Here is a 25308-nt window from a genome sequence, read left to right as displayed (position 1 = left end):
ATACTTTGGGGCCTCCCAACCGGTCTGGAGGCCCCTAAATTCTCGGAATGCCAATGGCGTTTTTGCATGGAGCAGACCGGTGCCAGATGCCTACCGGGACGGGTTCGATTGGTTTGCAAGGCGTGCAGACGCTCATCCAGATGGAATACGTGTCCGCCCCCTCTCAGAAGTGCACAAGGTTCGGCTGTATAGGGCGGAAAGTGTGAATTCGCTGCGCGCTCTATAAACGGCCGCTGTGTGAACAAAGCGGCCTACCGATGCATCGCACGTGCATAACGCTTTCGTGAGTTGCCCTGCATCACGGCTTGGGTCATCGATTCAAACATGTCGAGGCGGTTCATCTTTGCCATACTTGGCCTTTTGGCGGGCCTTTCGGTCATGATCTCTCCGGTCGTGGCCCAGGCTGCGTTCGGGCAGGCGGGATGTGGCATCGCTGAACTCGCCACAATGCCCGCTCATGCATCGGGCGGGCATATGACACATGCCGATCACGGCCTATTCGGGCATATCATCGCGGAAAATGAGGGCACGACCTGCTGTGACATGGTCTGCTCTGTCGATTTGCCAGTGCAGATCGGCGAGCGCCCGACCACCCTTCGCGAAGCGACTCTGCCCCTTGCTTGGGATAGCAGATCGCCGGTTAAACAGGCAGGCCCGCATGGTCTGAGGCGACCACCAAAGGTCTGATCATCGTGCATCGCGGGCGCAACTTGCGCCGTTGCCTTTAATCCCTTCGGAGCCATTCCATGAAATATCGTATTGCGGCCCTCGTGCCGCTGGCGCTTGCGGGCTGTACCCAGCCGCTTGCGTTGCCTGACGGTGGTGCGCTGGTCCGTGCCGCCGACCCCAAACTGGTGGCGCCTGTGCCGCCTGGTCCAGCCGTCGCATACACCGCGCATACCATCGCCGAGCCGCTGGACTGGCGCCAATTGAACGACGCCCAAGCGCCCGGAGGTGGGACATGAGCGCGCGTTTTCTGGGTATGGCCTCGCTGGTCCTTCTGGCCGCCTGTGCCGATCAGGCCGTGGTGGACAAGGCGTCGGAGCCGCGTGCCGGGTTTGCCTTTGTTGCGGACGGTACGAAACGGTCGACCGGGGTCAGCGCCGCTTGGGTGCAGACCGCATCCGAGGTCGCCGCGCACGAGGCCCGCGCCAAGGCGCTAGTCGCGGGAAAGACCATCTCCGCCGAGACTGCGATACAGGTCGCCTTGATGAACAATCGCGGCCTACAGGCGGCCTACGCCGAGTTGGGCCTGTCCGCGACCGATCTGTGGGAGACCGCGCTTGGCCCGCGTCCCAGCCTTGAGATCGGGATCAGCGGCATCGGCGAAGCAGGACTGGTGCGCTCGGTCGAGGCGGCGGTGACGGGGGCAATCCTTGACCTTGCCACGCAAAAACCGCGCACTCGGCTGGCCGAGACGCGCTTTCGGCAGGCGCAGATGATGGCTTTGGCCGAAACCGTTGCGCTGGCCGCCGAGACGCGCCGTGCCTGGATCGACGCCGTTGCCGCCTTCGAAACCGCATCGTTGATCGGGCGTGCGCAGGGCACTGCCGAAGCAGCGTCAGAGCTCGCCGCCGAACTGGGGCGCACCGGGGCGATGAACCGGGCGGATCAGGCGCGCGAGCATGTCTTTACCGCCGAACTGGCGGCCGAACGCACCGAGGCGCGGCTGGAGGCGCAACTGGCCAAGGAAAAACTGACCCGGTTGATGGGGCTCTACGGCACAGGAACCGACTACTATGTGCCCGACCGCCTGCCTTCGCTGCCCGGTCGCAGACCCGGGCGCAGCGACGCGGAACGTCTGGCCCTTGAACATCGCACCGATCTGGCTTTCGGCAAGCTGGAGCTTGAGGCCATTGCGCAACAATATCGGCTGGACACGCAGACGCGCCGCCTGTCCTCGGCAGATCTTACCGCAGGGGTGGACATCGAGCGGAGCGATACCCGCGAAACCGAAGCCTCACCCGTATTGGAGGTGGGGTTTGAAATCCCGCTCTACGACGCAGGGCCGCTGACCTCGCGCCGGGGCGCTCTGGAATACAGCCGCGCCGCCCATGCGCTGGCCCAGCAGGCGGTCAATGCACGGTCCGAGGCGCGCTCGGCCCATGCGGCCGTCACCGGCACCTACAACATTGCCCGCCACTGGCGCGACGAGGTGCTGCCCTTGCGCCGGGAAATCGACCGCGAGGCGCTCAAATCCTACAACGGGATGCTGACCTCGACCTTTGACCTGATCGCCGACGCGCGCGATGGGCTGGAGGCGCAACTGGCGACCGCAGAAGCCAAAGCCGCCTATTGGCGCGCAGAATCCGATCTGAAAACCGTCATCTGGGGACCAATCCCGGGAGGTGCCGAATGAACCGCCGTCAATTGCTGACCGGAGGCGCGGGGGCTGTGCTGGCCTCGGCTGCCGCCGCCGAAACCCGTTTCCGCGACCTGCCCGAGGCTGCCTTTACCGACAGCCCCTACACGCAGGTGCCAGACCGGCCCATGACCGGGCTGGAGTATAACCCGGTGGTGACGCTGAACGGCTGGTCCCTTCCTTGGCGGATGAACGGCAACGTCAAGGAATTCCACCTTGTCGCGGAACCCGTGGAACGGATCATGGCCGATGGCATGATGGCGCGGCTTTGGGGCTATAACGGCCAGTCCACCGGCCCGACCATCGAGGCAGTCGAGGGCGAGCGGGTGCGCATCTACGTCACCAACCGCCTGCCGGAACACACATCGGTGCATTGGCACGGGCTGATCCTGCCTTCGGGGATGGACGGCGTCGGCGGGCTGTCCCACCCCGCGATCCCGCCGGGCAAGACCTTTGTCTACGAGTTCGACCTGACCAAGTCCGGCACCTTCATGTATCACCCGCATGCGGATGAGATGGTGCAGATGGCGATGGGCATGATGGGCCTGTTCATCGTGCACCCGCGCGACCCGGCCTTCATGCCGGTGGATCGGGATTTTGCCTTTCTGCTGGCGGCGTATGACATCGATCCGGGCACCTATGTCCCAAAGGTCGCCGAGATGACCAACTTCAACATGTGGACGTGGAACAGCCGGATCTTCCCCGACATCGACCCGCTGGTCGTGAACAAGGGCGACCGGGTGCGGGTGCGCTGCGGCAACCTGACGATGACCAACCACCCGATCCACATGCACGGCTATGACTTCGAGGTTACCTGCACCGATGGCGGCTGGGTGCCGAAGTCGGCGCGCTGGCCGGAGGTCAGCATCGACATTCCCGTGGGCGCCATGCGCGCCTATGAGTTCGACGCAATCCACGAAGGCGACTGGGCGATCCATTGCCACAAGTCGCACCACACGATGAACGCCATGGGCCATGACCTGCCGACCTTCATCGGAACGGACAAGCGCCGTCTGACCCAGATGATCCGCCGACAGCAGCCGGGCTACATGCCGATGGGCACCGCCGGCATGGCGGATATGGGTGAGATGTCGATGGAACTGCCCGACAACACCATCCCGATGATGACCGGCTGGGGGCCGTATGGCCCTCTGGAAATGGGCGGCATGTTCAGCGTGGTGAAAGTCCGCGAGGGCATCGCCCCCGACCATTACTCTGACCCTGGCTGGTATGTGAATCCGCCCGGAACACAGGCCTGGGAATGGACGGGCGAACTGCCCGAATTTGCCCGCGCCGAGGGGCCCGCCACGCAGGTCCCCCCGAAATCCCACCTCAACCACGATCACTGACGCAACAAAGGAAACCGCGCTATGAAGTTGATTTACGCTTTGACCCTTGGTCTGATGACCGCCACCGCTGCGCTGGCGCAGGAGGGCATGCCGCAAAGCCAAGGGACGATCACCAAGATCGACACCAAGTGGAAGAAAGTGACCATCGACCATGGTCCGCTGGAAAACCTCGACATGCCTGCGATGAAGATGGTCTTTGGCTATGCCGATGGCATGATGGACGGCCTCACCGAGGGCACGAAAGTCCTGTTCGTCGCGGGCCGTGTAAACGGCAAACTGACCGTGACCGAGATCACGGCAGAGTGATCGCGATGTGATGCCGGCGCGGCCCTTCGGGGCCGTTCCCTTGCGCGGGATCAAGGCAGCGCTGTTGTGACGGGAGCAGGATCGACCCTGTGGAAACCGACAGGAGAACCCGATGAAACGCCTTGTTTTTCCAATGATCCTTGTTGCCGGGCCCGCGCTGGCAGACCGGGGTGACGGCTATGGCTACATGATGGATGGCTACGGATACGGGATGAGCATGATGTTCGGCCCGATCCTGTGGCTGATCGTGCTGGGCCTTGTCGTGGCCGGGGTGATCTGGTTCGTCCGGCGCACCGATACCGGTCCGAAGCAGCGCGCCGGGGATGCCATGGCCGAGCTGGACATGCGCCTTGCCCGGGGCGAAATCGACGCAGAGGATTACGCCGCGCGGAAAAAGCTGCTGGCAGGCTGAGCGTTTGGCGATACCCGCGCCCCGCTTTGAACGAGGCGCGGGTGTGTCACTTGCGGTACTTGGAATGGCAGGCCTTGCAGGTCCCGCCCAATTGCCCCAATGCCGGGCCAAGACCGGCTTGCGCCGAAACCGTCCCGATCAACCCTTCGGCGGTGGTTTCCGCGGCCGAAGCGAGGTGCGCAAAGTCCTCCCAGTCCTTCCAGATCGCGGGCAGCGCCTCGGATTTGGGATCGTCGGCGCGGGTTTCAAACAGCGACCCGATCTGCGCCGATTGCGCGGCGATTTCGGTCAGGGCATCGTTGGCTGCCGAGGCGTCGAACGCCGCTTCGCCCTTGGCCATCGCGCCGATGATCTTCATCTGGTCGCCGATCGTCTTCATGACCTCCATCCGCGCCATGACGTCTTTGTTCTTAACCCCGCCATGCGCAAGTGCGGCAGTGCCGAGGGCAACCAATGCCACGGCGAAGACTGTCTTTTTCATTGTCCTGTTTTCCTTTGTCTTGAAGAGTTTCATGCAACGTCGATCCACGTATTCATGCCAGAGGCGGCATGGGCCAGCATGTGGCAATGCATCAGCCACTTGCCGGGATTGTCGGCGGTAAAGGCAATGTCGAGCGGCGCGTTCGGGACGGACAGGATGGTGTCGCGTAGCGGGCCCATGGTGCCATCGGCGCGGACCTCTCGGAAATGCATGCCGTGCAGGTGCATGGCGTGCGGAAACGCCGTGCGGTTGGTCAGCCTGACCCGCGCCACCTCACCGCGTTTCAGCGCCGCGAAAGGCGTGTCGGACAGCCCGGCCTGACCGGACAGCGCCCAGAATTGCCCCTGTGCGATCAGCGCACGAAAGCCCAGGCGTTCGCCCTGATAGGTGGCGCTGTCCATGCCTGCCATGGCGCCGCCCTCCATCACCATGTCGAAGGTGCGTGCGTTTGCCAGGTCCGGACGCGCGGTGTTCGGGTTCGCGGGCAGCGGCGCGGGGGCGGTGTCGCGCGCGGCGCGCGTGCCGGTGAGGGTCACCTCGACCAGGGCCTCCCACGCATCGCCATCGAGCGACATCAACAGCCCCGCCGGGCCGTCGGTCGCGGTGATGTCGACGATCAGGTCGATACGCTGCGCCGAGGCCAGGACGATCTCGCCGCTGACCGGTTCTGGCGCGTCCAGAGGCATCCCGTCCAGCGCGACGGTCCAGCCGGTCATGCCCTCCAGCTTCAGGCCGAAGATGCGGGCATTGGCGGCGTTGATCAGCCGCAGGCGCAGGCGCTCTCCCGTTTCGGCCTGCATCGCATGGGCATACTGGCCGTTCACCCCGATCAGGTTTCCGGTGCGCCCGCCGTGGCTCATCATCATCGGGTGGGCGAAAGGTTCGGCAAACAGGCCGGTCTCCGGGTCGAGCAGCCAGTCGTCCAGCATCAGCACCTCGTCGCGGTCCACATCCGGTGGTGTCGCCTCATCCACGATCAGGACACCGGACAGGCCGCGCGCGACCTGCTCCATCGAGCTGGTGTGCGCGTGATACCAATAGGTTCCGACATCGGGCACGGCAAAGTCGTAGTCGAAGGTCCCGCCCGGCGGCACGGCGTCCTGCGTCAGGCCCGCGACCCCGTCCATGGCGTTGGCGATGCGGATGCCGTGCCAATGCACGCTGGTCGGCACGTCCAGATCGTTGACCAGCCGCCGGGTCACGCTCCCACCTTGGGGCACACGGATCAACGGGCCGGGAATGGTGCCGCCATAAGACCAGACCTCGGTCGCGGGGTAGCCGTCGGGGGCGAGCTGGACTGTGGCCTTTTGGGCGGTCAGCACGTCTGGTGCGGCCAGCGCGGGGCGGGCCAGCGCCAGCCCTGTGGCACCGGCCAACCCGGCGCAAAAGGCCCTGCGGTGAAGGTCCATGCGCATCTCCTCAGTTGATGCCATTGGTGCGCTGAAGCTCGCGCACATAGTTTACGATCCCGGCAACATCGGCCTGGGTCAGCCCGTCTTGTGCCGGCATGTCGCCGAATCGCCAATGATGCGCCCGCACGCCGTTCTGCACCGCGAGGACAAAGGATATGTCGCCATGGTGGCTTGGCTCATAGATCTTGTGCACCAGTGGAGGGCCAAACCCCACCTTGCCCGCAGCATCCTGCCCGTGGCAGGCCGCACACACCGCGTCAAACGCGTTCTTGCCGATCTCGGCCTCGGCGCTCAGCGTTTCGGGCAAGGTGACCTCGACCATGGGGACGCCTTGAACGGGCGGGGCCTTGACGGTCTCTTCGGGGGGGCCGCCGCGCGTCAGGAAATAGCCTCCTGCGGCGATGACAAGGGCAGCGCCCCCCGCAATCAATTTCGTTTTCATGATATGTCCTGTGTCGCGCGCCCTGCGAGCTGCGCTGATCCTCGATTATGGCGGCCCTGCCGCCGACAACACAAAGGGTCAGGCAATCAGGCGCGGGGGCGGCAGATCGATCCGCGGGCGAATTCCGTTCGCCAGGTTTGCGCCAACGGGATCATGCGGCTCGCCCTGCGGTGCGATCATGGCGGGCAATACCGCCGAGCCGAGCATCACCATCGCGCCACAGCCCGTGACATGCGGGCAATCATGGTCGACGCCCGGCCCACCAGCGGTCTCAGGGCAGTCGGGACAGCCCGTCATATGGTCCGACATCGTCACGCCCGACACATCATGCGCCGCTGCCGCCCCGGGAAGGCTCAGCACGGCCAGCAAGCCGGTCAGGACAAGAACGAGGATCAGGCGCATCGGCTCTCCGCTTTGGAATGTGGCAGAGAGTGCGGCAAAGCGTGCGGTGGGGTCAAGCACCTCCTGTTCACGGATCGGACAGGTCAGCCAATCAGCGCCTTGCTGCCCATCCACAGCCCCATGACGATCATCATCAGATTCTCGGTCAGTGACACGAAGCCCAGCGGCACGTTCGACGATCCGCCGACGCAGGCGCATGTCAGCTCGCGCTTGTCGATATAGACAGCCTTGAACACGCTGACGGCGCCCACCGTGCCGATGAACAGCGCCACAGGGGCCGACAGCCATGTCAGCGCGCCCGCCGTCATCAGGATGCCCGCCAGCGCCTCGCCAAAGGGGTAGACCTTGCCGTAGGGCACCCAGCGTCGAGCCAGCAGGTCGTAGTTCAGGAACATGGTCGAGAAACTTTCGACATCCTGCAGTTTCTGGATCGCGAGGATCGTCATGGAAAGAGAGATGAACCATTCCAGCGCGCGCAGCGTCAGGACGGTGCCGTATTGGTGCCACGACAGCCCCAACGCCAGCAGCGCCGCGACGGAGAAGATCGCGATCACCGGCTGGTAGCTGATGTCGCTCTGCGACTCCTTCGGCGGGTCGAGATCGAAATGCACGCGCAGGTCGTCGTACCCGCCGATGCGTTCCCCATCGATGAAGGTCTGCGGCGTCGTTTCGACCCCGTGTTTTTTCATGAAGGCGTCGGTTTCCTCGCGCGTCGTCAGGTGGTGGTCCTCCACGGTGTAGCCATTGCGTTCCAGAAGGTCCTTCGACTTCAGGCCAAAGGGGCAAAGGTGGTCGGGCATGACCATCCGGTACAACATGGCGGTTTGCGTTGTGTCGTTGGGCATCAGGAGCCTCCTTCGCATCGATACTGGCCGCGGAAGCCAGCGGAATAACCCTGTTCGGCGGTGACGATCATGTCGGACAGGTCGTCTCCTTCGCGCAATTCGGCGCTCAGCGGGCCGTCGATGAATTGCATGGCACCGTCGCTGTCGGCCCGATCGAGCCGCACAAGGTCGCCGCTGATCTTCATCACGGCGGCATCTGGGCCGACGGCCAGAACGGCGGGGCTGGACGCGGTGTAGGTGAACACGCAGGTGGCGCCATCGGGCAGGCCTTTGGTGATCTCGGCCTCGGTCAGGAATTCGGGATCGACGGTGGCGACGACCTCGGTTTCCAGCGCGCCGGCGGCGCTTTGGACCTGTGCTTCGGGGGCGGCGTCATTCGGCTCGGCCTCGCCACGGGCCGAAATGTCGGCGATCAGATAACGCATCTCGGCGATTTCCTTGTCCTGCGCATAGACGATGGCCTCGGCCAGTTTCGCGACACGCGGATCGGTGATCTCGGCCCGGGACGACGTCATGATGGCGATCGAATGGTGCGGGATCATCGCCCGCATGAAGGAGCGGTCCTGCACCGTGACCTGACTGCGCACCAGCCAGAGCGACAGCGCAAAGACCACGACGGACCCCACGAAGATGCCCGCGTTCAGGGCCGTGTTGGTGTACATCGACAGCATGAAGGACAGCATGACGAATGCCATCGCCGCCCCCATCAGCAGTGCCATCCAGGCCCGTGTTTCCGAAAAGAAGACGTGCCCCAGAAGGTAGGTGTTGAGATACATCAGGACGAACATCACCAGCGTCGACGTGCCGATCATCAGGAAAAATCTGGAATACTTCATGGGTCCTCTCCTGCATGGGTCGAATGTAGAAGAAACGCCCTTCCAGCGCTGGAGGGTTCCGGACTGGCCCGATTTCCGTGTTGTCCCGGAAACAGATGCGCCTTTGCGGAGACGGATCACGGGCATTTGACTGGGCGCAGGTGCTGCGGGCTGGCCTCCTGAAACTCACGCGAAAACAGGAGGTGTCATGACTGCATATTCACGCCGCAGGATCATCACGGGGCTGGCGGTGGCCTTGGCCGCGCCGACGCTGGCGCGGGCCCATCAGGTCAAATTGCCCGATCACTTCAACCTGACCGCTGTGCAGACTGGCCGCACCGACTGGCTGCCCGGCGAAATCCACGTCCTGCCGGACGAGTTCCATCTGTACCTGATGGGACAGGGCGGCGCGGCGATCCGCTATGGCGTGGGCGTCGGGCGCAAGGGGTTGTACGAGTCCGGCGTCTTTACCGTCGCGCGCAAGGCCAAGTGGCCGTGGTGGCGCCCCACCCAGTCGATGATCCGCCGCGATCCAGGGAAATACGCCAAGTACAAGAACGGCATGAAGGGCGGCCCGAACAACCCGCTCGGCGCGCGGGCGCTCTACCTGTACGACGATCAGGGGCGCGACACCTATCTGCGCATCCACGGCACCAATGCCCCCTCGACCATCGGCAGCGCCGTATCCAACGGCTGCGCGCGGCTGACCAATGAGCACGTCAAGGACCTGTATGAAAGGGTCGAGATCGGCGCCCGCGTCACTCTTCATCCCAAGGTGACGAGCGCGTGAGACCCCGGAGAATTGGTTGACCTTTGGCCGCGCCTGCCTGAAAAAACGCTCCGCAATTCGGGCGGATGAGGTGACATGAAGGTGAAACGAAGACAGGCCCTGTCCCTGCTTGCGGCTTGCATGGCAACGCCCGCGCTGGGGGCATCGCGCATCACTCTGCGCCCCGAAAAGGTCGTCACGCAGGTCGCCGGGCGGCGCCTGCCGATGTTGGGCTTCAACGGAGGGGCACCTGGGCCGCAGCTGCGTTTTCGCCAAGGCGACACGGCGCAGATCCGGCTGGACAATACCTTGGATGACGGGGCCTTGGTGCATTGGCACGGGCTGCGCGTGCCCAACCGCATGGACGGCGTGAACGTGCTGACCCAAGACGTGGTGATCCCCGGCGAAAGCTTTGACTACCTGTTCGACGTGCCGGATGCGGGCACCTTTTGGTATCACTCGCATTACCTGTCGTATGAGCAGGTCAGCCGGGGTCTCTTCGGGGCCTTCATCGTCGAGGAACGCAACCCGCCCGCCGTCGACCAAGACATGACCGTGCAGTTGTTCGACCTGCTGCTGGACGCGGACGGTCAGCATGATGACAGCTTCGACCCCGCGCGATTTGCAACCGAGGGACGGCTCGGCAATATCAAGACCGCGATCCTGTCGCGGAACAGCGTGCAGCAGGGCGACCGGCTGCGCCTGCGGATCATCAACCCTTCGGTCGACCGCATCTACCGGCTGTCCGTGACTGGGCTGGAGGGGCAGATCGTAGCTTTGGACGGAATGCCGCTGGAGGCGCCGCAGGCACTTGGGCCGATGATGCTTGCCCCCGGTCAACGTTGTGACGTGATCGCCGATGTCACAGGGCCGGTGACGCTGCGCGACACCTATGGCGGGGCGGATGACGTGCTGGGGCAGCTGACCGTCACCGGCACGCGCAGCCCTTCTGATGCGCCGATCCCCGCCCTGCCGCCAAACCGCACGGCCCGTCCCGGGACGCCGGATCACACGACAAAACTGGTGCTTCAGGGCGGCGCCGGCGCACCTGCGCATCGCGGCACCGGGACATGGGCGCTGAACGACGTCTCGGGCCTGCCACGCCGCCCGCTGATTGCGGCGAAGCGCAATCAGACCGTGCGCATCGATATCGAAAATCGTACCGGCTTTCCCCATGTCATGCACCTGCACGGCAACCATTTCCACGAACTGGACACCTCGGGAAACCTCGGGCCGCTGCGAGACTCGACCCTGCTGGCGGTGGGAGAGACACGCGCCATCACTGCAGTCCTCGACAATCCCGGTGCGTGGATGCTGCATTGCCACATGCTCAGCCATCAGGCCGACGGCATGGCGACGTGGATCAGCGTGTCGTGACGCCGCGACAGGCATAACGCCCGCGCCCCAGCCGCACGACGCGGCCCTCGGAAACCAAGCCCGCCAACGCCCGCGAACAGGCCTCTTGTGTAAGCCCGATGCTGGCGGCAAAGGCAGTGATCGTGCCCGACTGACCGAAACAGGCCAGCGCGGCAAAGGTCCGCTCGCGGGCCGACCGGATCGACATGATCTCGGCCCGCTGGCGTTCGTTGCGAAGATGTAGGGCCAATCTGCGCACCAGCGCCTCGGCAAAGTCCGCGTCGCTGCGCAGATGCCGCCGCATAACGGCCTTGTCCACCGCGACTCCGCCGACGTCAGTCAGGGCGATTGCGTCACAGTGATAATTGTCGGCAAACAGGCTGGCCTCGGCCAGCGTTTCACCGGGCCCGGCCTGCGCAATGGTCACGCGCTGCCCATCCTCGGTGACGCGTTGCAGGGCGACGCGCCCGGCATCCACGCGAAACAACTCCCTCGGCGGGTCGTCGCGTCGGAACAACAGCTGCCCAGCCGCGATGGCAAAAGGGCGAAGCCCGCTCTCGGGAATGTGTGTGAATGGATCGTCCGTCATGATCGCAATCATAATCCATCTGGCGCAGCCCCGTTAGCCTTCTGGCAACAAACCACCGGAGACACACGCATGAAACGCCTTGCCATTATCGTCGCCTTGCTGCCAGCCGCCGTCAGTGCCCAGATGGACGGCCATGCCCATGGCGATTACGTGATGGGGATGAACCTGGGCACTGCGACCGAGGGTGGACAGGGCGCCTTTGCCGCGCTGGCCGAGATCGTCTCGCTGTTGTCCGCCGATCCGGATACGGACTGGTCAAAGGTGGATATCGGCGCTCTGCGCCGCCACCTTCAGGACATGGATCAGCTGGCCATGACGGTCGACGCGGTGGAGAAACCCATCCCCGGAGGGCTAAAGATCACGATCCTCCGCGACAGTCCCGGTGCCAAGGCAGCTTGGCGTATGGTCCCGGCCCATACGCCCGTTCTGACAGCGGAAACCGGCTGGAAAAGTGATGTCGCCGTTCAAGAGGACCGGATCATTTGGACCGTGACGTCTGACAGCGCGGAGGCGCAGGTGCGAGGTTTGGGCTTTTTCGGTCTGATGGCCACGGGAAACCACCATCCGGCCCATCATCTCGCTATCGCACGGGGCGCGGCACCGCATTGAAGGGATTGTCCTCGCGCATGTCGTGTCAGGCACGGGGAAAGCGGGTCAGGCGGCAACGCGGGCCGAGTCGTAGCCCGCATCCTTGATCGCGGCGGCCAATTGCTCGGATGACAAAGTGCTGTCGATCTTGACCCGGCGGTCGGTCAGGTCACAGGCCACCGAGGCCGCAGGATCGGCGGCCTTTACGGATTTTTCGATGGCGGCGGTGCAATGGCCGCAGCTCATGTCAGGGACGGTGAATTCCATGGTGAACCCTCTTTCGTTTGCGATTGCCATGCAGATGGGGCTTCCAGTGGGGGGCAGGTCAAGGGGAATGAGTCACCCGAAGAAATTTCCACCGCACCCTTGACCCTCCAGTTACTGGAAGCTCCATATGAGGCTCAGCCATGAAGAATCACGGAGGCTGTCATGCCCGAGCAAACCCCTGTCACCCTGTCCGTCGAGGGCTTGTCCTGCGCGTCCTGCGTGGGGCGCGTCCTGCGTGGGGCGCGTCGACCGTGGGCTGAGCGCGCTGGAAGGCGTCCATGATGTGTCCGTCAACCTTGCGTCCGAATCCGCACGGTTGAGCGTGGACAGCCCCGACCGGATCACCGAAGCGGTGGCGACCCTGGACAAGCTGGGCTACCCGGCGCGCACGGCGCGCGTGACTTTGAATGTTGAATCGATGTCCTGCGCCTCTTGCGTGGGCCGCGTCGACAAGGCGCTGGAGGCTGTGCCGGGGGTGCTGGAGGTCAACGTCAACCTCGCCGCCGAGACTGCGACGGTGACATATGCGACAGGCGCCGTGACGCCCGCTGACCTGATGGCGGCCAGCAAGGCCATCGGCTATCCAGCCACGGTGGCTGAGACCGCAGGCGGCGAGGATCGCATCGCCCGCAAGGCCGAAGAGGCGCGCGACCTGTCACGCCGCATGGCCTATGCCGCCGCTCTGACCATTCCGGTGTTTATCGTGGAAATGGGCGGGCATGTCTTTCCGGCCTTCCACCACTGGATCAACGCCGCCATCGGCCAGCAGACCAGCTGGATCCTGCAATTCATCCTGACCACGCTGGTGCTGGTCGGGCCGGGGCGGATGTTCTATGCCAAGGGCATCCCCGCGCTGCTCAAAGGCGCGCCCGACATGAACAGCCTCGTGGCCGTCGGTACGGGCGCGGCGTATCTGTATTCCGTCGTTGCGACCTTCCTGCCTGCGCTACTGCCCGACGCCGTGCGCGCCGTCTATTTCGAGGCCGCCGCCGTCATCGTTGTGCTGATCCTGCTGGGCCGTTTCCTTGAGGCTCGCGCGAAAGGGCGCACCGGGGCCGCCATCCAGACCCTGCTGGGCCTGCAGGTGCGGACCGCACGCATAGCTCGCGATGGCGAAAGTGTCGAGGTTCCGATCGAGGAACTCGTGCAAGGGGACATCATCATCGTCCGTCCCGGCGAACGCATCGCCATCGACGGCGAGGTGGTCGAGGGCTCCAGCCATGTCGATGAAAGCATGCTGACGGGCGAGCCCATTCCGGCCGAGAAATCCCCCGGCGGCACCGTCACCTGCGGCACGGTCAACGGCGCCGGAAGCCTGAACGTCCGCGCAACGCGGGTCGGCGCGGACACCACGCTGTCGCAGATCATCCGCATGGTCGAAGAGGCGCAGGGCGCCAAGCTGCCGATCCAGGGGCTGGTCGATCGCATAACGCTGTGGTTCGTGCCCGCCGTGATGGCGGCCGCGGCGCTGACGGTGCTGGTCTGGCTGGTGGTCGGCCCGTCTCCGGCGGTGACGCTGGCGCTGGTGGCCGGGGTTTCGGTGCTGATCATCGCCTGCCCCTGCGCTATGGGGCTGGCCACGCCGACCTCGATCATGGTGGGCACCGGGCGCGCGGCCGAGATGGGCGTACTGTTCCGCAAGGGCGACGCGCTGCAACAACTGGATGATGTGCAGGTGCTCGCTCTGGACAAGACCGGCACCGTGACCGAGGGCCGCCCTGAACTGACAGATCTGGTGCTGGCGGACGGGGTCGACCGCGCCGACGTGCTGTCAAAGATCGCGGCGGTGGAAGAGCGGTCCGAGCATCCCATTGCCGAGGCCATCGTACGCGCGGCGCGCGCCGAGGGGGCTCCGCGCCTTGAGGCCAGCGAATTTGCCTCGATCACCGGGCATGGCGTGCGCGCCAAGGTGGACGGTGCGACAGTGCTGGTGGGCGCCGACCGCTTCATGACCCGCGAAGGGATCGACATCGCGGCGCTGGCCGCGCACGAGGCAGAGTTGGCGACACGCGGGCGCACCGCACTTTATGCCGCCATCGACGGCCGGCTTGCCGCAGTGATCGGCGTGGCCGACCCGGTCAAACCCGCCAGCCGCGCCGCCATTGCCGCATTGCACGAAAAGGGCCTGACGGTCGCGATGATCACCGGCGACAAGCGCGAAACGGCCCTTGCCATCGCCCGTGAAACCGGCATCGACCACGTCATCGCGGGCGTGCTGCCCGACGGCAAGGTCGCCGCACTGGACGAGTTGCGTCAGGGCCGCCACATCGCCTTTGTCGGGGACGGGATCAACGACGCACCCGCGCTGGCCCATGCGGATGTCGGCATCGCCATCGGCACCGGTACGGATGTGGCCATCGAATCCGCCGATGTCGTGTTGATGTCGGGCGACCTGCGCGGTGTGGTCAACGCGTTCGAAATCTCTCGCCGCACGATGCGCAACATTCGTCAGAACCTGTTCTGGGCCTTCGGATACAACACCGCGCTGATCCCTGTCGCGGCCGGGGTGCTGTATCCGGCCTTTGGCGTGCTGCTGTCGCCCATGCTGGCGGCGGGGGCGATGGCGCTGTCGTCTGTCTTTGTGCTGACCAACGCGCTGCGCCTGCGCCGTGTTTCCCCTGCGATGGACGAGCGCGGCACGACCGTTGCCGCCGCACGCCCTGCCATGGTCGCGCCTGCGGAATAGGGAGGCAAAGATGAACATCGGAGACGTCGCCCGCCGTTCGGGCCTACCCGCCAAGACCATCCGCTACTACGAGGATATCGGCCTGATCCGCCCCAAGCGCAGCGAGAACGGTTATCGCAGCTTTCGCGAAAGTGACCTGCACAAACTGGCCTTTCTGGGCCGTGCCCGCGCACTTGGCTTCACAATCGAAGACTGCCGGACGCTGGTCGCGCTTTACGAGGACGAGGCGCGTGAAAGCGCGCAGGTCAAGCATATCGCCGAGGAACATCTGAGGCAGATCGACGATAAGATCGCGCAGCTTCAATCCATGCGCGCCACGCTGGACAAGTTGGTCCATGCGTGTGCCGGCGACCACCGCCCCGACTGCCCAATCCTCGAGGACTTGGCCCAGGAAACATCAGACCCGGCTACCTGCGAATAGGCCCGGCAAGCCAAATGAAACAACGTGAGAAACGGAACCTCTCGTCGCGAGAAAATTTTCCTGCCGACGCAGATGTTCGGTTAGGCACCGAACCGGTCGTTCAGTTTTTTTGTGCCAAAGTCAGCTCAGGGCCGTTCCCTTCCCTTTGCAACGCACTGAGTCGGCGCGTATTCGCGCCCCACGCTATAGTACAAAGAGGCCAACTCTCTCCCCCAAGCCGCTGCGGCGCTGGACCCGAGGGCTTGCGCCTGCGCCGAGGCGCGGGGATGGTGCGGGTTGTGCTGCACATGAGGCCCTCCATGCGTTCCGGGCCCCAGAACCTGATCACCGATGTGCCCTGCCTCCTCGTGGGCAATGCACAGGATGCGCGGAACAAGAGCGGCGGCTCGGTGGTGACGGCGGAGGCGTCGACAACCGCCTTTGTCGTGGTGATGGGCGGTGCGTCCGGCCCGACCGAATGCTGTTTACACTCTGACAATAACTACGCATGTTTCCTGTCGGGTGCTACTCTGACAGGCGTAACTTGAAAAACGGGTTGTGAACAGAATGCGAAGAACCGCTACGCTTTTGGGACCCTCGTGGATGGCACTTGTCTTCGCCGCGCTCGTCGGAGCCGTGATGCTGGCCGGTCCGGCCCGCGCGCAGGTCAATGTGTTCGATCCGGGGTGGACCATGCAGCCCGGCCAATCGGTGCTGAATTTCCAATCCGTCAAGAACCGCGAGATCGTCGAGACCGGCAGCTTTGCATCGCTGCGGGGCAAGATCACCTCGACGGGTGAGGTGTCCATCGAAATCCCGCTGGAATCCGTCGACACCAATGTCGATCTGCGCAACGTGCGGATGCGGTTCATGTTCTTCGAAAGCTTCAAGTTTCCGACCGCCACTGTGACGGCGCAACTGGATCCGGCGATGCTGAGCGATCTGCCCAAGGTGCGACGCAAGCTGATCGACGTGCCATTTGTGCTGGACCTGCACGGGGTGCGCCGACAGTTGGAAACGCAGGCCATCGTGACGCTGCTGAGCGAAAATTCGGTGGCGATCTCGACCAGTGTGCCGATTTCCGTATCGGTCGAGGAATTCGGCCTGAGCGACGGGTTGGAAAAGCTGATGGAGGCCTCGGGCTTTGAGATCCTGCCGTCGGCGTTTGTGTCGTTTGATTTCGTGTTTTCGCGGGATGGCACCGCCGGGCTGCCCGATGTCGGCGTCATCCGCAAGGAAGTGACCCTGCGCAACAGCGCGGTCGAACGCGAGGGCAATCTGGATTATGACGCCTGCAAGGGCCGGTTCGAGATCCTGTCGCGCACCGGGAACATCTATTTCGGCGCGGGCAGCGCCAGCTTGCAGTCTGACAGCCTGCCGCTGCTGGGACAGGTGGTCGATATCGTGTCGCGTTGCCCCGGCATGACCATCGAGGTCGGCGGCCATACGGATGCAGACGGTGGCGCTGCCGCCAATCTGACGCTGTCCAAGGCGCGCGCCCAGTCTGTCACCGACTATCTGACCACGGCGGGTATCGACGTCCGCCGTATCCAAAGTGTCGGCTATGGAGAGGCCTCGCCCGTCGCGCCGAATGATACGCTGCGCAACAAGGCCAAGAACCGGCGGATCGAATTCGCCGTGGTCGAAAGGTAAGGCATGCGCTGGACACGACCGGCATGGTGGACCCGAGCCATCCTCGCCTTTGCGGCGGCTATTCTGTCGACTGCGCCGCTGTTTGCCGAGGACCGCTTTGCCCTTGTGATCGGCAACAGCCGCTATGATACCCTGCTGACCCTGCCCAGCGCATCGCGCGATGCCGAGGCGTTGGCCGACACCCTGCGCGCCGCCGGGTTTGACGTCGAGGTGCTGACCGACGCCAACAGAGAGGCCGTGACCCGCGCGGTGGATGCCTTTGGGCAGAGGCTGGGTCAGGCGGATAGCGATGCGGCGGGGCTGTTCTACTTTGCCGGTTTCGGCGTGCAGCAGGGGGGCGCGAACTATCTGCTGCCAGCGGACATCGACGTGAACGACCTAGCAGAGATCGGCCCGCTGGCGCTGTCGGTTGAGGCGGTGATGGCGCAGATGACGGCGACGGGGAACGCGACCAGTATTGTCATTCTGGATGCCAGCCGCGCGCATCCCTACGGCTTTTTGCCGGGGGCGGTGGATGGCCTTGCCGAGATGGAGGCGCCCGCCGGGGTGTTCCTGTCCTACGCGTCAGAGCCCGGCACGGTGTCGTTTCGGGGCGGGCGTGGGGACAGCCTGTTTTCGTCCAGCCTGAACACGCGCTTTGCCGATCCGGCCCTGCCGCTTGAGCAGATGTTCGAGGTGATCCGGCAAGAGGTCGAAACCCTGTCGGACGGGCAGCAAATCCCGTGGTTTGTCAGCGGCCTGACCGCCGACTTTCTGATTGCGGCCCCTGCCGCCCCCGCGACCGCGACGCTGACAGACGATGAGGTGTGGGCCGAGGTGCGTGCCTCCAGAGATCCGCAGCAGGTTGTGGCCTTTATCCGCAAGAACCCGACAAGCGTGCATGTTCCTGCGGCGGGGGTGCTGTTGTCCGAACTGTTGTCGCAGGACAATGCGACGCCGGGTACGGATCTCACGGCGCGGTCTGTGGTCGAACCCGTTGCCCCGGTTGTGCAGCCCGCCGACACCGTGACGGCAGGAAGCAACAAATCGACAAGCGCCCGGCCTGTCAGCGAGGGCAAGTCCGTCTACTTTGGCATGAGCCTGGAGGAGATGATGTTGCAGTCGCCGGTGTTTGCCCCGTTCGAAGGCCTACCCGATGCGTTGTGGCAAAATGAGCGCTGCAGCACCTGTCACACATGGACAACCAAGGATCTGTGCGCGCAGGGCCTGCGCTATCAGGATGTGACCATCGGCACAGGTCCGTTTCATCCGCTGGGCGGCGCGTTTCGCGGCAAACTCAAGGACCTCGCGGTCAACGGCTGCGACTAGGGTCCGCGCTGTCGCGGGGGTTGCGTCCGCGCCTGTGCGCGGGGATGCTGCGGCATGAGTTGCACATGAGGCCCCGATGCGTCCCGGACCCAAGAACCTGATCACCGATGTTGCCGGTCTGCGCGTGGGCAACGCGCAGGATGCGCGGATCAAGAGCGGCTGTACAGTGGTGACGGCGGATGCGCCCTTTGCCACGTCGGTGTCGGTGATGGGCGGCGCGCCCGGCACGCGAGAGACGGATTTGCTGGCCCCGGACAAATCGGTGCAGGCGGTACATGCGCTGGTGTTGTCAGGCGGCAGTGCCTTCGGGTTGGCCGCAGCACAGGGGGTGATGGATGCGTTGCATGCACAGGGCGCGGGGTTCCCCGTGTTTTCGGCGCGGGTGCCGATTGTTCCGGCGGCGATCCTGTTCGATCTGCTGAACGGCGGCGACAAGGAGTGGGGCGACAACCCCTATCCAGCCTTGGGGCGGCAGGCCCTGGCCGCGGCTGGAACGGAGTTTTACCTGGGCACGTTTGGCGCGGGCGCGGGGGCGCAGACGGCGATGCACAAGGGCGGTCTTGGCTCTGCCAGTCTGGTGTTGGAGAGCGGGATTACCGTGGGCGCGCTGGTGGCGGTCAATCCGATGGGCAGCGTGACAACGCCGTCGGGGCGGCAGTTTTGGGCGGCGCCGTTTGAGGTGGATGGTGAGTTTGGCGGCTTGGGCGTGGACCCGTCGCCGGGGCTGGTCCTGCCCCCCAGCCGCAAGGTGGCGGCGATGGCGGAGCAGGGCAATACCACTATTGCGGTGGTGGCAACGGATGCGGCACTGGACAAGGCGCAGTGTCACCGGGTGGCGGTGGCGGCGCATGACGGCATGGCGCGGGCGATCCTGCCGGCGCACAGCCCGATGGACGGCGATCTGGTCTTTGCCGCCGCGACGGGGGCCAAGGCGCTGGACGATCCGATGGCTCAGGTGGCGATGATCGGCCACGCGGCCAGCCTGTGCCTGAGCCGCGCCATTGCCCGCGCGGTGTGGGAGGCACGTGCTGAGCCGGGCGATACGCTGCCGACGTTGCGGCAGGAATTGGGGATGGCGGGCTGAAGCCCGCGCTACGGCGCGCGGCGGGCGATCAACGCAGTTTCGGCGGCTTGTCCGGGTCGGAGCCCGGCGCGATCTGTTCGTGTCTCACGGGTTCGGGCGGTTCCGGCAGGTCAAAGCGCAGCGCCACACCGGCAAGCTGCGCCGTGGTGGCGTCACTGTCCGCCAGAAAGGTCACGTCCAGCGCGCCTGCCTCTAGTCCCGAAAACACCAGCGCCTCATTGATGGCCCCGGCAAGGGCGCGTTCGGCCCCCGGCACCGTGCCGGTCAGGCCCAGCAGGTGGCCACGGGTTCCGTCATCGTAGATCACCTCGGCCAGGTAAGCCTTGCGCGCCAGACCGGCGGCAGTGGCAAGGCGGGAGTCCAGCGCGGTGACCAGCTGTTCCGGCACGCGGGGGGCGCGGAATTCTGACGGGCGGGCCTGTGCCTCTTGCGGGCCGGTGCCAAGGGTGTCGACCAGCCATGACAGCGCCTCTGGCGGCAGCAGGATCTGCGAGGGCGCGGTTTCAAGGTTCAGCGCAAGGCCGATGCCCTGCCCCGCCACCATGCTGGCCAGCGCGCGGCCCGACAGCGCCGCATAGGGGACAGCGCGCCCGGCAAAGGACGACAGGCGGTCCTCACGGTCAAAGGCCAGCAGGAACCGCGCATCGCCCAAGTCGAACAGTTCGGGTGAGATGGCGTCGCCCTCCGGCTCTGCCGTCAGCATCAGGAACAGCTCTGCGCTGGCGAGGCGGTCGTAGTAGCGCAGGCGGGTGGCATCGTCGTCCGGCGCGGCCTCCATCGCCGCGTGGGCGCGGTCCAGTTCTGTCAGGGTCTCATCGTTCATGCCAGCACCTCTGCGACGCGGGTTCTGAGGACGGGCAAGAGATCTGCCTCGAACCAGGGATTGCGTTTCAGCCATGCGGTATTGCGCCACGAGGGGTGCGGCAAGGGGAAGGCATCGGGCGAAAAGTCGCGCCAGCGGGTGACGGTGTCGGTCACGCCGGTCTTGACGCCAAGGTGCCATTTCTGCGCGTAGCCACCGATGAGCAGGGTCAGACGCACGTCGGGCAGCGCCTCCATGACCTGCGCGCGCCAAGTTTTCGCGCAGATCGGCGGCGGCGGCAGGTCCGATCCCTTGCGGTAGCCGGGAAAGCAAAAGCCCATCGGCACGATGGCCACGCGGGTTTCATCGTAGAAGCTGTCGCTGTCGATCCCCAGCCAGTCGCGCAGACGGTCGCCCGATGGGTCGGTGAACGGCAGGCCAGAGTGATGCACCTTCATCCCCGGAGCCTGCCCGGCGATCAGCAACCGTGCCGAGGGGGCCGCCCGCAGCACCGGGCGCGGCGCGTGGCCGGTCTCTGTCGCGGCAAAGCGGTCGGCGCAGAGGCGGCAGGCGCGGATGTCGGTCAGCAGTTTGTCCATGGCGTGGACCCTACAGGCCGCGCGGGAAGAGGTCACGTCGGGGCGGCGCGTCAGTTCGACATTTGTCGAAATAAAGCTTGCACGGCGCGCTCATTTCGACAATGTTAGAACTATGAAAATGAATGAGTCCCCTTCCCTCACCGTCGAGACCGCCGCGTCCAAGTTTGCGGCGCTTGGCTCTGAACAACGGCTGCAAGTGCTGCACTCCTTGGTGCGCGCGGGCCGTGACGGGCTGAGCATTGGCGCGCTGGGTGAACGTACCGGCATCACCGGCTCCACCCTCACCCACCACCTGAAAATCCTCTCTGCCGCCGGTCTTGTGACCCAAGCGCGGCAGGGACGGTCCATCATCTGCGCCGCCGCCGACTATTCGGAGGTCGAGGCGCTGTCCGAGTACCTGCTGCGCCAATGCTGCGCGGATGCCGACACCTGCCACAAGGATGCCGATCATGGCTGATACCACGACAACCGCAACACGCCGACTGCCGCCGATCCCCAAGGTCTGGCTGGTCATCGTCGGCATTCTGGCGCTGGTCGCGCTGCTGGACTGGCCGCAGTTCCCCGATACGCTGCGGTTCACCTTTGATGCGCTGCTGGGCACCGCGCCGTTCATCCTGTTCGCGGTGCTGGCCGTCGCCTACCTCAAGGCGACCGGGGCCGAGACGCTGATGGCCAAGGCGTTTGAGGGCCGCGAGGTGCGGATGATCTTTCTGGCTGCGGCCTTGGGCGGGCTGTCGCCGTTCTGTTCCTGCGAGGTGATCCCGTTTATCGCCGCCTTGCTGGCGGTGGGTGCGCCGCTGGCGGCGGTCATGGCCTTTTGGCTGGCCTCTCCGCTGATGGACCCGGCGATGTTCCTGATCACTGCGGGCACGCTGGGCTGGTCCTTTGCCGTGGCCAAGGCGCTGGCGGCGGTCGGTCTGGGTCTGCTGGGCGGCTTTGGCACCCGCGCGCTGGCCAATAGCGCGGTGTTTCGCGATCCGCTGCGGGAAAAACCGCAGGTCGGCGGCTGCTGTGGCGTCAAGAAACCGTTTCAGGGCAAGCCGGTCTGGCGGTTCTGGCAGCACAGCGACCGGGTGGAGACGTTCCGCGACACCGGGCTGGAAAACGCGCTGTTCCTGCTGAAATGGCTGACGCTCGCCTATGTGCTGGAGGCGCTGATGATCCACTACATCCCGGCGGATATGATCGCGGGCGTTCTGGGCGGCACCGGCATCGTGCCGATCCTGATGGGCGCGCTGGTGGGCGCACCGGCCTATCTGAACGGCTATGCCGCCGTGCCGCTGGTCGATGCGCTGCTGGCACAGGGCATGGCACCGGGGGCGGCGATGAGCTTTGTCATCGCGGGAGGCGTCAGTTGTATCCCCGCCGCCATCGCGGTCTGGGCCCTGGTCAAGCCGCGCGTGTTCTTTGCCTACCTTGGCTGGGCCTTGATGGGGGCCATGATCGCCGGGCTGGCCTGGGGCGCGATTGCCTGACACACATGGTTAACTGTTGAAAGTTCGGGCCCCCACGCGGGGCCCGAATTGTTTTTGTTTCGCCTCAAGGCCATAATGTGAACAAATTATCTACCTAGTTCAGCGATACACCAAGGTACGAGGGATCCGAGGCACAACCGGGGCACCCAGATGTTAGAGTTCGACATGGTCAGCAAGTCCTTCTGGACGGGGACGCAGCGCAAGGTGATCCTTGATCGCGTGTCCTTTCGCGTCGAACTGGGGGAGTCGCTGGGCATTCTTGCGCCAAACGGAACCGGAAAATCGACTGTTATCAAGATGATGGCAGGGCTGGAAAAACCCGATGAGGGGGAAATCCGGCGCAACTGCCGGGTGTCCTTTCCGCTGGGGTTCATGGGCGGGGTCGTCTCCAAGATCTCGGCCAAGGAGAACGCCCGCTTTATTGCCCGTCTCTATGGGCTGGACCCGGACTACGTCGAATCCTTTTGCCGCTGGCTGTGTGACCTGAAAGAGTATTTCGACCAACCACTGGGCACCTATTCGTCGGGGATGCGGGCGCGCTTCACCTTTGCGCTGATGCTGGCGCTGGATTTCGACATGTACCTGATCGATGAGGGCATGCCCAATTCCACCGACGCAGGGTTCAACCAGCGCGCCGGCGACATCCTGGCCGACAGGCTGCGCACCACGACGATTATCATTGTCTCGCACCAACCCAAGGTGCTGGAAAAATTCGCCCGCAAGGCCGCTGTCCTGATGGATGGCAAGATGCACATGTTCGACTCATTGGAAGAAGCGAAACGGCTGTATGATTACGAAACCGAAAGCTAAGAAATTCCGCATTCGGCGTTCACCGGCCGCTCCTGATTTCCCAAGGGAGGACCGCGCGCCCGAACCGGACAGCGCCGTGCAAGCAGCGTCCCCGGCATCGCCGCCGCCGGACAGCCCTGCGCCGTCCGGCGCATCGCGTCCACAGTTTTCCAAACCCACCACCGAACCGCAGGCGCGCAGTGGCGAGGTCGCATCTCCGCGTCAGGTGGCCGGCGAAATCGACATCGACGGCATCCGCGCCGAGGGGCTGACCGGGCGCCAGTTGCGCATGGCGCGGCGGGTGGCCAACAAACACGGGCTGAACCCGACATCGGATTTCGACGCGGTGCGCCTGTTGCGCCAGCGCGGAATCGACCCGTTCCAGCGCACAAACATGCTGGAACTGGTGCAGGCAGAGGCCGGGCCCAAGCCCGATCCGGCGGCCCAGTCCCGTCCTGCCGCCGCCGCCGCCGCCGCCAAACCGGAAACCAAGGTGCAGCTGCCGCAAACGATAAAGATAGAAAAGCAGCAGTTGCCGTCAACCGAAACGGCCAGCCCGGCAGAGCGTCGCGCCGCCGAAATCCTGCAAATCCAGCGCGAACTTGCCGCCCGTCGCCGCAAGAAAATGATGCTGCTGATGGTGCGGCTGATGGCGTTCATCGTGCTGCCGACGGTATTGGCGGGCTACTATTTCTACGCTGTGGCCACGCCGATGTATTCGACCAAGTCGGAGTTCCTGATCCTCAAGGCAGAGAACTCTGGCGGGGCGATGGGGTCGCTGTTTTCGGGCACGCAGTTTGCCACCAATCAGGACGCCATCGCGGTGCAATCCTACCTGACCTCCAAGGATGCCATGTTGCGGCTTGACCGGGACGAGGGGTTCAAGGCGCATTTCTCGCAAGAGTTCATCGACCCGATCCAGCGTCTGGAACCCGAGCCCACCAACGAAGAGGCCTATTCCCTGTACAAGCGCCACATCGAGATCGGCTATGACCCGACCGAAGGCGTCGTCAAGATGGAGGTCATGGCCGCCAACCCGCAAACGGCCGAGGATTTCTCTCGCGCGCTGATCGGCTATGCCGAGGAACGGGTGGACAACCTGTCCTTCCGCAAGCGGTCCAACGCGGTCACCGACGCCGAACAGGGGCTTTTGGACGCCGAGAACGGTCGGCGTGAGGCGCAAGAGATCCTGGTGCGCATGCAGCAGGACGGCAATGTGATCGACCCCGAAGGCCGGATTGCCGCGCTGCGGTCGCAAATCAACACCTACGAATTGCAATTGCAGGAAAAACAGCTGCAACTTCAGGCGCTTCTGGACAACAACCGCCCGAACCGCGCCAAGGTCGACGGCACCGAGGGCGATATCCGGCGGCTGGAGACGCTGCTGACACGGCTGAACCGGGAAATGACGACAGCGACCACCGGAGAAGACTCGTTGGCCGAGATCGCGGTACAGATCAAGCTGGCAGAAGCGGATCTGGCGACGCGGGACCTGATGCTGCAAACCGCGCTGGAACGGCTGGAACAGGCGCGGCGCGATGCCGACAGTCAGGCGCGCTATCTGACCACGTCGGTTGAACCTGTGGCCTCGGAAGATCCCAGCTATCCACGCAAGTTCGAAAACACGATCCTGGCGTTCCTGATTTTCGGCGGCATCTATCTGATGATCTCGCTCACCGCCTCGATCCTGCGCGAACAGGTCTCGACCTGAGGCACGACCTCGCGGGACAGACGGCGCTCCTCCGGTTTGAACCGGAGGAGATGGCGGTCATGGCCGTGGGTCAGCCAAACACCGCCGCCAAAGCCGCGTGATGCCCTCCGGAAGGACCCCCGCAAGGTGTATCTTGGTGTTTCACGCGTGGAACTGTCTGGAGTTCTGATCAGGTTTCTTGGTGTGCGTTGCGTCGCCGCGATACCCATTTGCGCACAATCTGAACAGCTTATGGCGATCCCGGGAGGACTCGAACCCCCAACATCCTGATTAGAAGTCAGGTGCTCTATCCAGTTGAGCTACGGGACCGTCGCTCTGTGATAACGATTCGGAAAACGGTGCGCAAGTCGTTGCCATTTCCCTAACCGCCTGTCTTTCCATCTTCTTTTCGCCACCGACTTTCGGC

Annotated in this window: 28 protein-coding genes and 1 tRNA gene; 18 read left to right on the top strand and 11 right to left on the bottom strand. The window is 64.5% G+C overall.

Features of this window, described 5'->3' with window-relative positions; all coding sequences use genetic code 11:
* Window positions 1–746 precede the first annotated feature (746 nt).
* The 5 genes from CHB90_RS02560 to CHB90_RS02540 all read left to right on the top strand — a co-directional run bounded on the left by CHB90_RS02560 (window position 747) and on the right by CHB90_RS02540 (window position 4429).
* A complete protein-coding gene (locus CHB90_RS02560) occupies window positions 747–965 on the top strand; it encodes a hypothetical protein (protein WP_089276282.1) in 219 nt (72 codons plus the stop codon).
* Window positions 962–2359, top strand: a complete 1398-nt coding sequence (locus CHB90_RS02555; RefSeq protein WP_245823126.1) for a TolC family protein — start codon at window positions 962–964, stop codon at window positions 2357–2359. Before CHB90_RS02560 ends, CHB90_RS02555 begins: the two co-directional genes overlap by 4 nt.
* Window positions 2356–3711, top strand: coding sequence for a multicopper oxidase family protein (locus tag CHB90_RS02550; RefSeq protein WP_089276281.1), 1356 nt, complete (start codon window positions 2356–2358; stop codon window positions 3709–3711). The genes CHB90_RS02555 and CHB90_RS02550 overlap by 4 nt, the downstream gene beginning before the upstream one ends.
* 21 nt (window positions 3712–3732) lie before the next feature.
* The gene (locus CHB90_RS02545) at window positions 3733–4017 is read left to right on the top strand and encodes a copper-binding protein (protein WP_089276280.1); all 285 of its coding nucleotides are present in this window, start codon (window positions 3733–3735) and stop codon (window positions 4015–4017) included.
* 112 nt (window positions 4018–4129) lie between these two features.
* Complete coding sequence (locus tag CHB90_RS02540) at window positions 4130–4429, top strand: SHOCT domain-containing protein (protein WP_089276279.1); 300 nt, start codon at window positions 4130–4132, stop codon at window positions 4427–4429.
* A 46-nt stretch (window positions 4430–4475) separates the two neighbouring features.
* Here CHB90_RS02540 and CHB90_RS02535 read toward each other — a convergent pair whose 3' ends face one another.
* The 6 genes from CHB90_RS02535 to CHB90_RS02510 all read right to left on the bottom strand — a co-directional run bounded on the left by CHB90_RS02535 (window position 4476) and on the right by CHB90_RS02510 (window position 8847).
* A complete protein-coding gene (locus tag CHB90_RS02535; protein WP_089276278.1) occupies window positions 4476–4910 on the bottom strand; it encodes a c-type cytochrome in 435 nt (144 codons plus the stop codon).
* A 29-nt stretch (window positions 4911–4939) separates the two neighbouring features.
* A complete protein-coding gene (locus tag CHB90_RS02530; protein ID WP_089276277.1) occupies window positions 4940–6319 on the bottom strand; it encodes a multicopper oxidase family protein in 1380 nt (459 codons plus the stop codon).
* A gap of 10 nt (window positions 6320–6329) precedes the next feature.
* Window positions 6330–6764, bottom strand: coding sequence for a c-type cytochrome (locus tag CHB90_RS02525; RefSeq protein WP_089276276.1), 435 nt, complete (start codon window positions 6762–6764; stop codon window positions 6330–6332).
* 78 nt (window positions 6765–6842) lie between these two features.
* Window positions 6843–7226, bottom strand: a complete 384-nt coding sequence (locus CHB90_RS02520) for a hypothetical protein (RefSeq protein WP_141135792.1) — start codon at window positions 7224–7226, stop codon at window positions 6843–6845.
* Between the two features lie 23 nt (window positions 7227–7249).
* Complete coding sequence (locus CHB90_RS02515; RefSeq protein ID WP_170940968.1) at window positions 7250–8011, bottom strand: glutaredoxin family protein; 762 nt, start codon at window positions 8009–8011, stop codon at window positions 7250–7252.
* Complete coding sequence (locus CHB90_RS02510; protein ID WP_170940967.1) at window positions 8011–8847, bottom strand: DUF305 domain-containing protein; 837 nt, start codon at window positions 8845–8847, stop codon at window positions 8011–8013. Before CHB90_RS02510 ends, CHB90_RS02515 begins: the two co-directional genes overlap by 1 nt.
* 187 nt (window positions 8848–9034) lie before the next feature.
* Here CHB90_RS02510 and CHB90_RS02505 point away from each other — a divergent pair, with 187 nt between their 5' ends.
* On the top strand, window positions 9035–9616 hold the full coding sequence (locus tag CHB90_RS02505) for a L,D-transpeptidase (protein WP_089276274.1): 582 nt from the start codon (window positions 9035–9037) through the stop codon (window positions 9614–9616).
* Window positions 9617–9691: 75 nt separating this feature from the next.
* Window positions 9692–10972 (top strand): multicopper oxidase family protein, encoded by a 1281-nt coding sequence (locus CHB90_RS02500; RefSeq protein WP_089276273.1) that lies wholly within the window; start codon window positions 9692–9694, stop codon window positions 10970–10972.
* On the opposite strand, the gene CHB90_RS02495 is transcribed toward CHB90_RS02500, so the two are convergent.
* The gene (locus tag CHB90_RS02495) at window positions 10959–11540 is read right to left on the bottom strand and encodes a Crp/Fnr family transcriptional regulator (protein ID WP_170940966.1); all 582 of its coding nucleotides are present in this window, start codon (window positions 11538–11540) and stop codon (window positions 10959–10961) included. The two genes, CHB90_RS02500 and CHB90_RS02495, sit on opposite strands and share 14 nt — an antisense overlap.
* Before the next feature lie 69 nt (window positions 11541–11609).
* Between CHB90_RS02495 and CHB90_RS02490 the strand changes: the two genes are divergently transcribed.
* Window positions 11610–12149 (top strand): hypothetical protein, encoded by a 540-nt coding sequence (locus CHB90_RS02490; RefSeq protein ID WP_089276271.1) that lies wholly within the window; start codon window positions 11610–11612, stop codon window positions 12147–12149.
* A 45-nt stretch (window positions 12150–12194) separates the two neighbouring features.
* Here CHB90_RS02490 and CHB90_RS02485 read toward each other — a convergent pair whose 3' ends face one another.
* Window positions 12195–12395, bottom strand: a complete 201-nt coding sequence (locus CHB90_RS02485; RefSeq protein WP_089276270.1) for a heavy-metal-associated domain-containing protein — start codon at window positions 12393–12395, stop codon at window positions 12195–12197.
* Window positions 12396–12522: 127 nt separating this feature from the next.
* On the opposite strand from CHB90_RS02485, the gene CHB90_RS02480 reads away from it, so the two are divergent.
* The 6 genes from CHB90_RS02480 to CHB90_RS02455 all read left to right on the top strand — a co-directional run bounded on the left by CHB90_RS02480 (window position 12523) and on the right by CHB90_RS02455 (window position 19526).
* A complete protein-coding gene (locus CHB90_RS02480; protein WP_170940965.1) occupies window positions 12523–15081 on the top strand; it encodes a heavy metal translocating P-type ATPase in 2559 nt (852 codons plus the stop codon).
* A 10-nt stretch (window positions 15082–15091) separates the two neighbouring features.
* The gene (cueR, locus tag CHB90_RS02475; RefSeq protein WP_089276269.1) at window positions 15092–15502 is read left to right on the top strand and encodes a Cu(I)-responsive transcriptional regulator; all 411 of its coding nucleotides are present in this window, start codon (window positions 15092–15094) and stop codon (window positions 15500–15502) included.
* 299 nt (window positions 15503–15801) lie between these two features.
* Entirely contained in the window at window positions 15802–16029 is a 228-nt protein-coding gene (locus CHB90_RS02470) for a hypothetical protein (protein ID WP_089276268.1), read from the top strand.
* A 55-nt stretch (window positions 16030–16084) separates the two neighbouring features.
* Window positions 16085–17134, top strand: coding sequence for an OmpA family protein (locus tag CHB90_RS02465; protein ID WP_245823124.1), 1050 nt, complete (start codon window positions 16085–16087; stop codon window positions 17132–17134).
* A 3-nt stretch (window positions 17135–17137) separates the two neighbouring features.
* Window positions 17138–18442: a caspase family protein gene (locus CHB90_RS02460; protein WP_089276267.1), complete on the top strand. Its 1305-nt coding sequence runs from the start codon at window positions 17138–17140 to the stop codon at window positions 18440–18442.
* Window positions 18443–18518: 76 nt separating this feature from the next.
* The gene (locus tag CHB90_RS02455) at window positions 18519–19526 is read left to right on the top strand and encodes a P1 family peptidase (protein ID WP_089276266.1); all 1008 of its coding nucleotides are present in this window, start codon (window positions 18519–18521) and stop codon (window positions 19524–19526) included.
* Between the two features lie 28 nt (window positions 19527–19554).
* Here the strand turns inward: CHB90_RS02455 and CHB90_RS02450 are convergent, their stop codons facing one another.
* Both CHB90_RS02450 and CHB90_RS02445 read right to left on the bottom strand, forming a co-directional pair.
* Complete coding sequence (locus CHB90_RS02450) at window positions 19555–20349, bottom strand: SseB family protein (RefSeq protein WP_089276265.1); 795 nt, start codon at window positions 20347–20349, stop codon at window positions 19555–19557.
* Window positions 20346–20927: a uracil-DNA glycosylase family protein gene (locus tag CHB90_RS02445; protein WP_089276264.1), complete on the bottom strand. Its 582-nt coding sequence runs from the start codon at window positions 20925–20927 to the stop codon at window positions 20346–20348. The genes CHB90_RS02450 and CHB90_RS02445 overlap by 4 nt, the downstream gene beginning before the upstream one ends.
* A 112-nt stretch (window positions 20928–21039) precedes the next feature.
* On the opposite strand from CHB90_RS02445, the gene CHB90_RS02440 reads away from it, so the two are divergent.
* From CHB90_RS02440 to CHB90_RS02425, 4 genes are all read left to right on the top strand, one after another.
* Window positions 21040–21384, top strand: a complete 345-nt coding sequence (locus CHB90_RS02440) for an ArsR/SmtB family transcription factor (RefSeq protein WP_089276263.1) — start codon at window positions 21040–21042, stop codon at window positions 21382–21384.
* Complete coding sequence (locus tag CHB90_RS02435; protein ID WP_089276262.1) at window positions 21377–22402, top strand: permease; 1026 nt, start codon at window positions 21377–21379, stop codon at window positions 22400–22402. Before CHB90_RS02440 ends, CHB90_RS02435 begins: the two co-directional genes overlap by 8 nt.
* A gap of 150 nt (window positions 22403–22552) precedes the next feature.
* Window positions 22553–23212: an ABC transporter ATP-binding protein gene (locus CHB90_RS02430; RefSeq protein WP_089276261.1), complete on the top strand. Its 660-nt coding sequence runs from the start codon at window positions 22553–22555 to the stop codon at window positions 23210–23212.
* A complete protein-coding gene (locus CHB90_RS02425; RefSeq protein ID WP_089276260.1) occupies window positions 23190–24902 on the top strand; it encodes a KpsE/RkpR family capsule polysaccharide export protein in 1713 nt (570 codons plus the stop codon). The genes CHB90_RS02430 and CHB90_RS02425 overlap by 23 nt, the downstream gene beginning before the upstream one ends.
* Before the next feature lie 232 nt (window positions 24903–25134).
* On the opposite strand, the gene CHB90_RS02420 is transcribed toward CHB90_RS02425, so the two are convergent.
* Window positions 25135–25211: transfer RNA gene (locus CHB90_RS02420), tRNA-Arg, on the bottom strand.
* Window positions 25212–25308 lie beyond the last annotated feature (97 nt).

This window comes from Antarctobacter heliothermus (genome assembly GCF_900188425.1).
In the GTDB taxonomy this organism is placed as follows: domain Bacteria; phylum Pseudomonadota; class Alphaproteobacteria; order Rhodobacterales; family Rhodobacteraceae; genus Antarctobacter; species Antarctobacter heliothermus.
Note: the sequence above shows the minus strand (reverse complement) of the source record. Positions and strands in the feature narration are given on the sequence as shown.

What these genes read in the sequence shown, in the direction of transcription:
- CHB90_RS02560 (WP_089276282.1), top strand. Translation starts at nt 747, where the DNA reads ATGAAATATCGTATTGCGGCCCTCGTGCCGCTGGCGCTTGCGGGCTGT.
- CHB90_RS02555 (WP_245823126.1), top strand. Translation starts at nt 962, where the DNA reads ATGAGCGCGCGTTTTCTGGGTATGGCCTCGCTGGTCCTTCTGGCCGCC.
- CHB90_RS02550 (WP_089276281.1), top strand. Translation starts at nt 2,356, where the DNA reads ATGAACCGCCGTCAATTGCTGACCGGAGGCGCGGGGGCTGTGCTGGCC.
- CHB90_RS02545 (WP_089276280.1), top strand. Translation starts at nt 3,733, where the DNA reads ATGAAGTTGATTTACGCTTTGACCCTTGGTCTGATGACCGCCACCGCT.
- CHB90_RS02540 (WP_089276279.1), top strand. Translation starts at nt 4,130, where the DNA reads ATGAAACGCCTTGTTTTTCCAATGATCCTTGTTGCCGGGCCCGCGCTG.
- CHB90_RS02535 (WP_089276278.1), bottom strand. Translation starts at nt 4,910, where the DNA reads ATGAAAAAGACAGTCTTCGCCGTGGCATTGGTTGCCCTCGGCACTGCC.
- CHB90_RS02530 (WP_089276277.1), bottom strand. Translation starts at nt 6,319, where the DNA reads ATGGACCTTCACCGCAGGGCCTTTTGCGCCGGGTTGGCCGGTGCCACA.
- CHB90_RS02525 (WP_089276276.1), bottom strand. Translation starts at nt 6,764, where the DNA reads ATGAAAACGAAATTGATTGCGGGGGGCGCTGCCCTTGTCATCGCCGCA.
- CHB90_RS02515 (WP_170940968.1), bottom strand. Translation starts at nt 8,011, where the DNA reads ATGCCCAACGACACAACGCAAACCGCCATGTTGTACCGGATGGTCATG.
- CHB90_RS02510 (WP_170940967.1), bottom strand. Translation starts at nt 8,847, where the DNA reads ATGAAGTATTCCAGATTTTTCCTGATGATCGGCACGTCGACGCTGGTG.
- CHB90_RS02505 (WP_089276274.1), top strand. Translation starts at nt 9,035, where the DNA reads ATGACTGCATATTCACGCCGCAGGATCATCACGGGGCTGGCGGTGGCC.
- CHB90_RS02500 (WP_089276273.1), top strand. Translation starts at nt 9,692, where the DNA reads ATGAAGGTGAAACGAAGACAGGCCCTGTCCCTGCTTGCGGCTTGCATG.
- CHB90_RS02495 (WP_170940966.1), bottom strand. Translation starts at nt 11,540, where the DNA reads ATGACGGACGATCCATTCACACACATTCCCGAGAGCGGGCTTCGCCCT.
- CHB90_RS02490 (WP_089276271.1), top strand. Translation starts at nt 11,610, where the DNA reads ATGAAACGCCTTGCCATTATCGTCGCCTTGCTGCCAGCCGCCGTCAGT.
- CHB90_RS02485 (WP_089276270.1), bottom strand. Translation starts at nt 12,395, where the DNA reads ATGGAATTCACCGTCCCTGACATGAGCTGCGGCCATTGCACCGCCGCC.
- CHB90_RS02480 (WP_170940965.1), top strand. Translation starts at nt 12,523, where the DNA reads ATGAGGCTCAGCCATGAAGAATCACGGAGGCTGTCATGCCCGAGCAAA.
- cueR (WP_089276269.1), top strand. Translation starts at nt 15,092, where the DNA reads ATGAACATCGGAGACGTCGCCCGCCGTTCGGGCCTACCCGCCAAGACC.
- CHB90_RS02470 (WP_089276268.1), top strand. Translation starts at nt 15,802, where the DNA reads ATGCGTTCCGGGCCCCAGAACCTGATCACCGATGTGCCCTGCCTCCTC.
- CHB90_RS02465 (WP_245823124.1), top strand. Translation starts at nt 16,085, where the DNA reads ATGGCACTTGTCTTCGCCGCGCTCGTCGGAGCCGTGATGCTGGCCGGT.
- CHB90_RS02460 (WP_089276267.1), top strand. Translation starts at nt 17,138, where the DNA reads ATGCGCTGGACACGACCGGCATGGTGGACCCGAGCCATCCTCGCCTTT.
- CHB90_RS02455 (WP_089276266.1), top strand. Translation starts at nt 18,519, where the DNA reads ATGCGTCCCGGACCCAAGAACCTGATCACCGATGTTGCCGGTCTGCGC.
- CHB90_RS02450 (WP_089276265.1), bottom strand. Translation starts at nt 20,349, where the DNA reads ATGAACGATGAGACCCTGACAGAACTGGACCGCGCCCACGCGGCGATG.
- CHB90_RS02445 (WP_089276264.1), bottom strand. Translation starts at nt 20,927, where the DNA reads ATGGACAAACTGCTGACCGACATCCGCGCCTGCCGCCTCTGCGCCGAC.
- CHB90_RS02440 (WP_089276263.1), top strand. Translation starts at nt 21,040, where the DNA reads ATGAAAATGAATGAGTCCCCTTCCCTCACCGTCGAGACCGCCGCGTCC.
- CHB90_RS02435 (WP_089276262.1), top strand. Translation starts at nt 21,377, where the DNA reads ATGGCTGATACCACGACAACCGCAACACGCCGACTGCCGCCGATCCCC.
- CHB90_RS02430 (WP_089276261.1), top strand. Translation starts at nt 22,553, where the DNA reads ATGTTAGAGTTCGACATGGTCAGCAAGTCCTTCTGGACGGGGACGCAG.
- CHB90_RS02425 (WP_089276260.1), top strand. Translation starts at nt 23,190, where the DNA reads ATGATTACGAAACCGAAAGCTAAGAAATTCCGCATTCGGCGTTCACCG.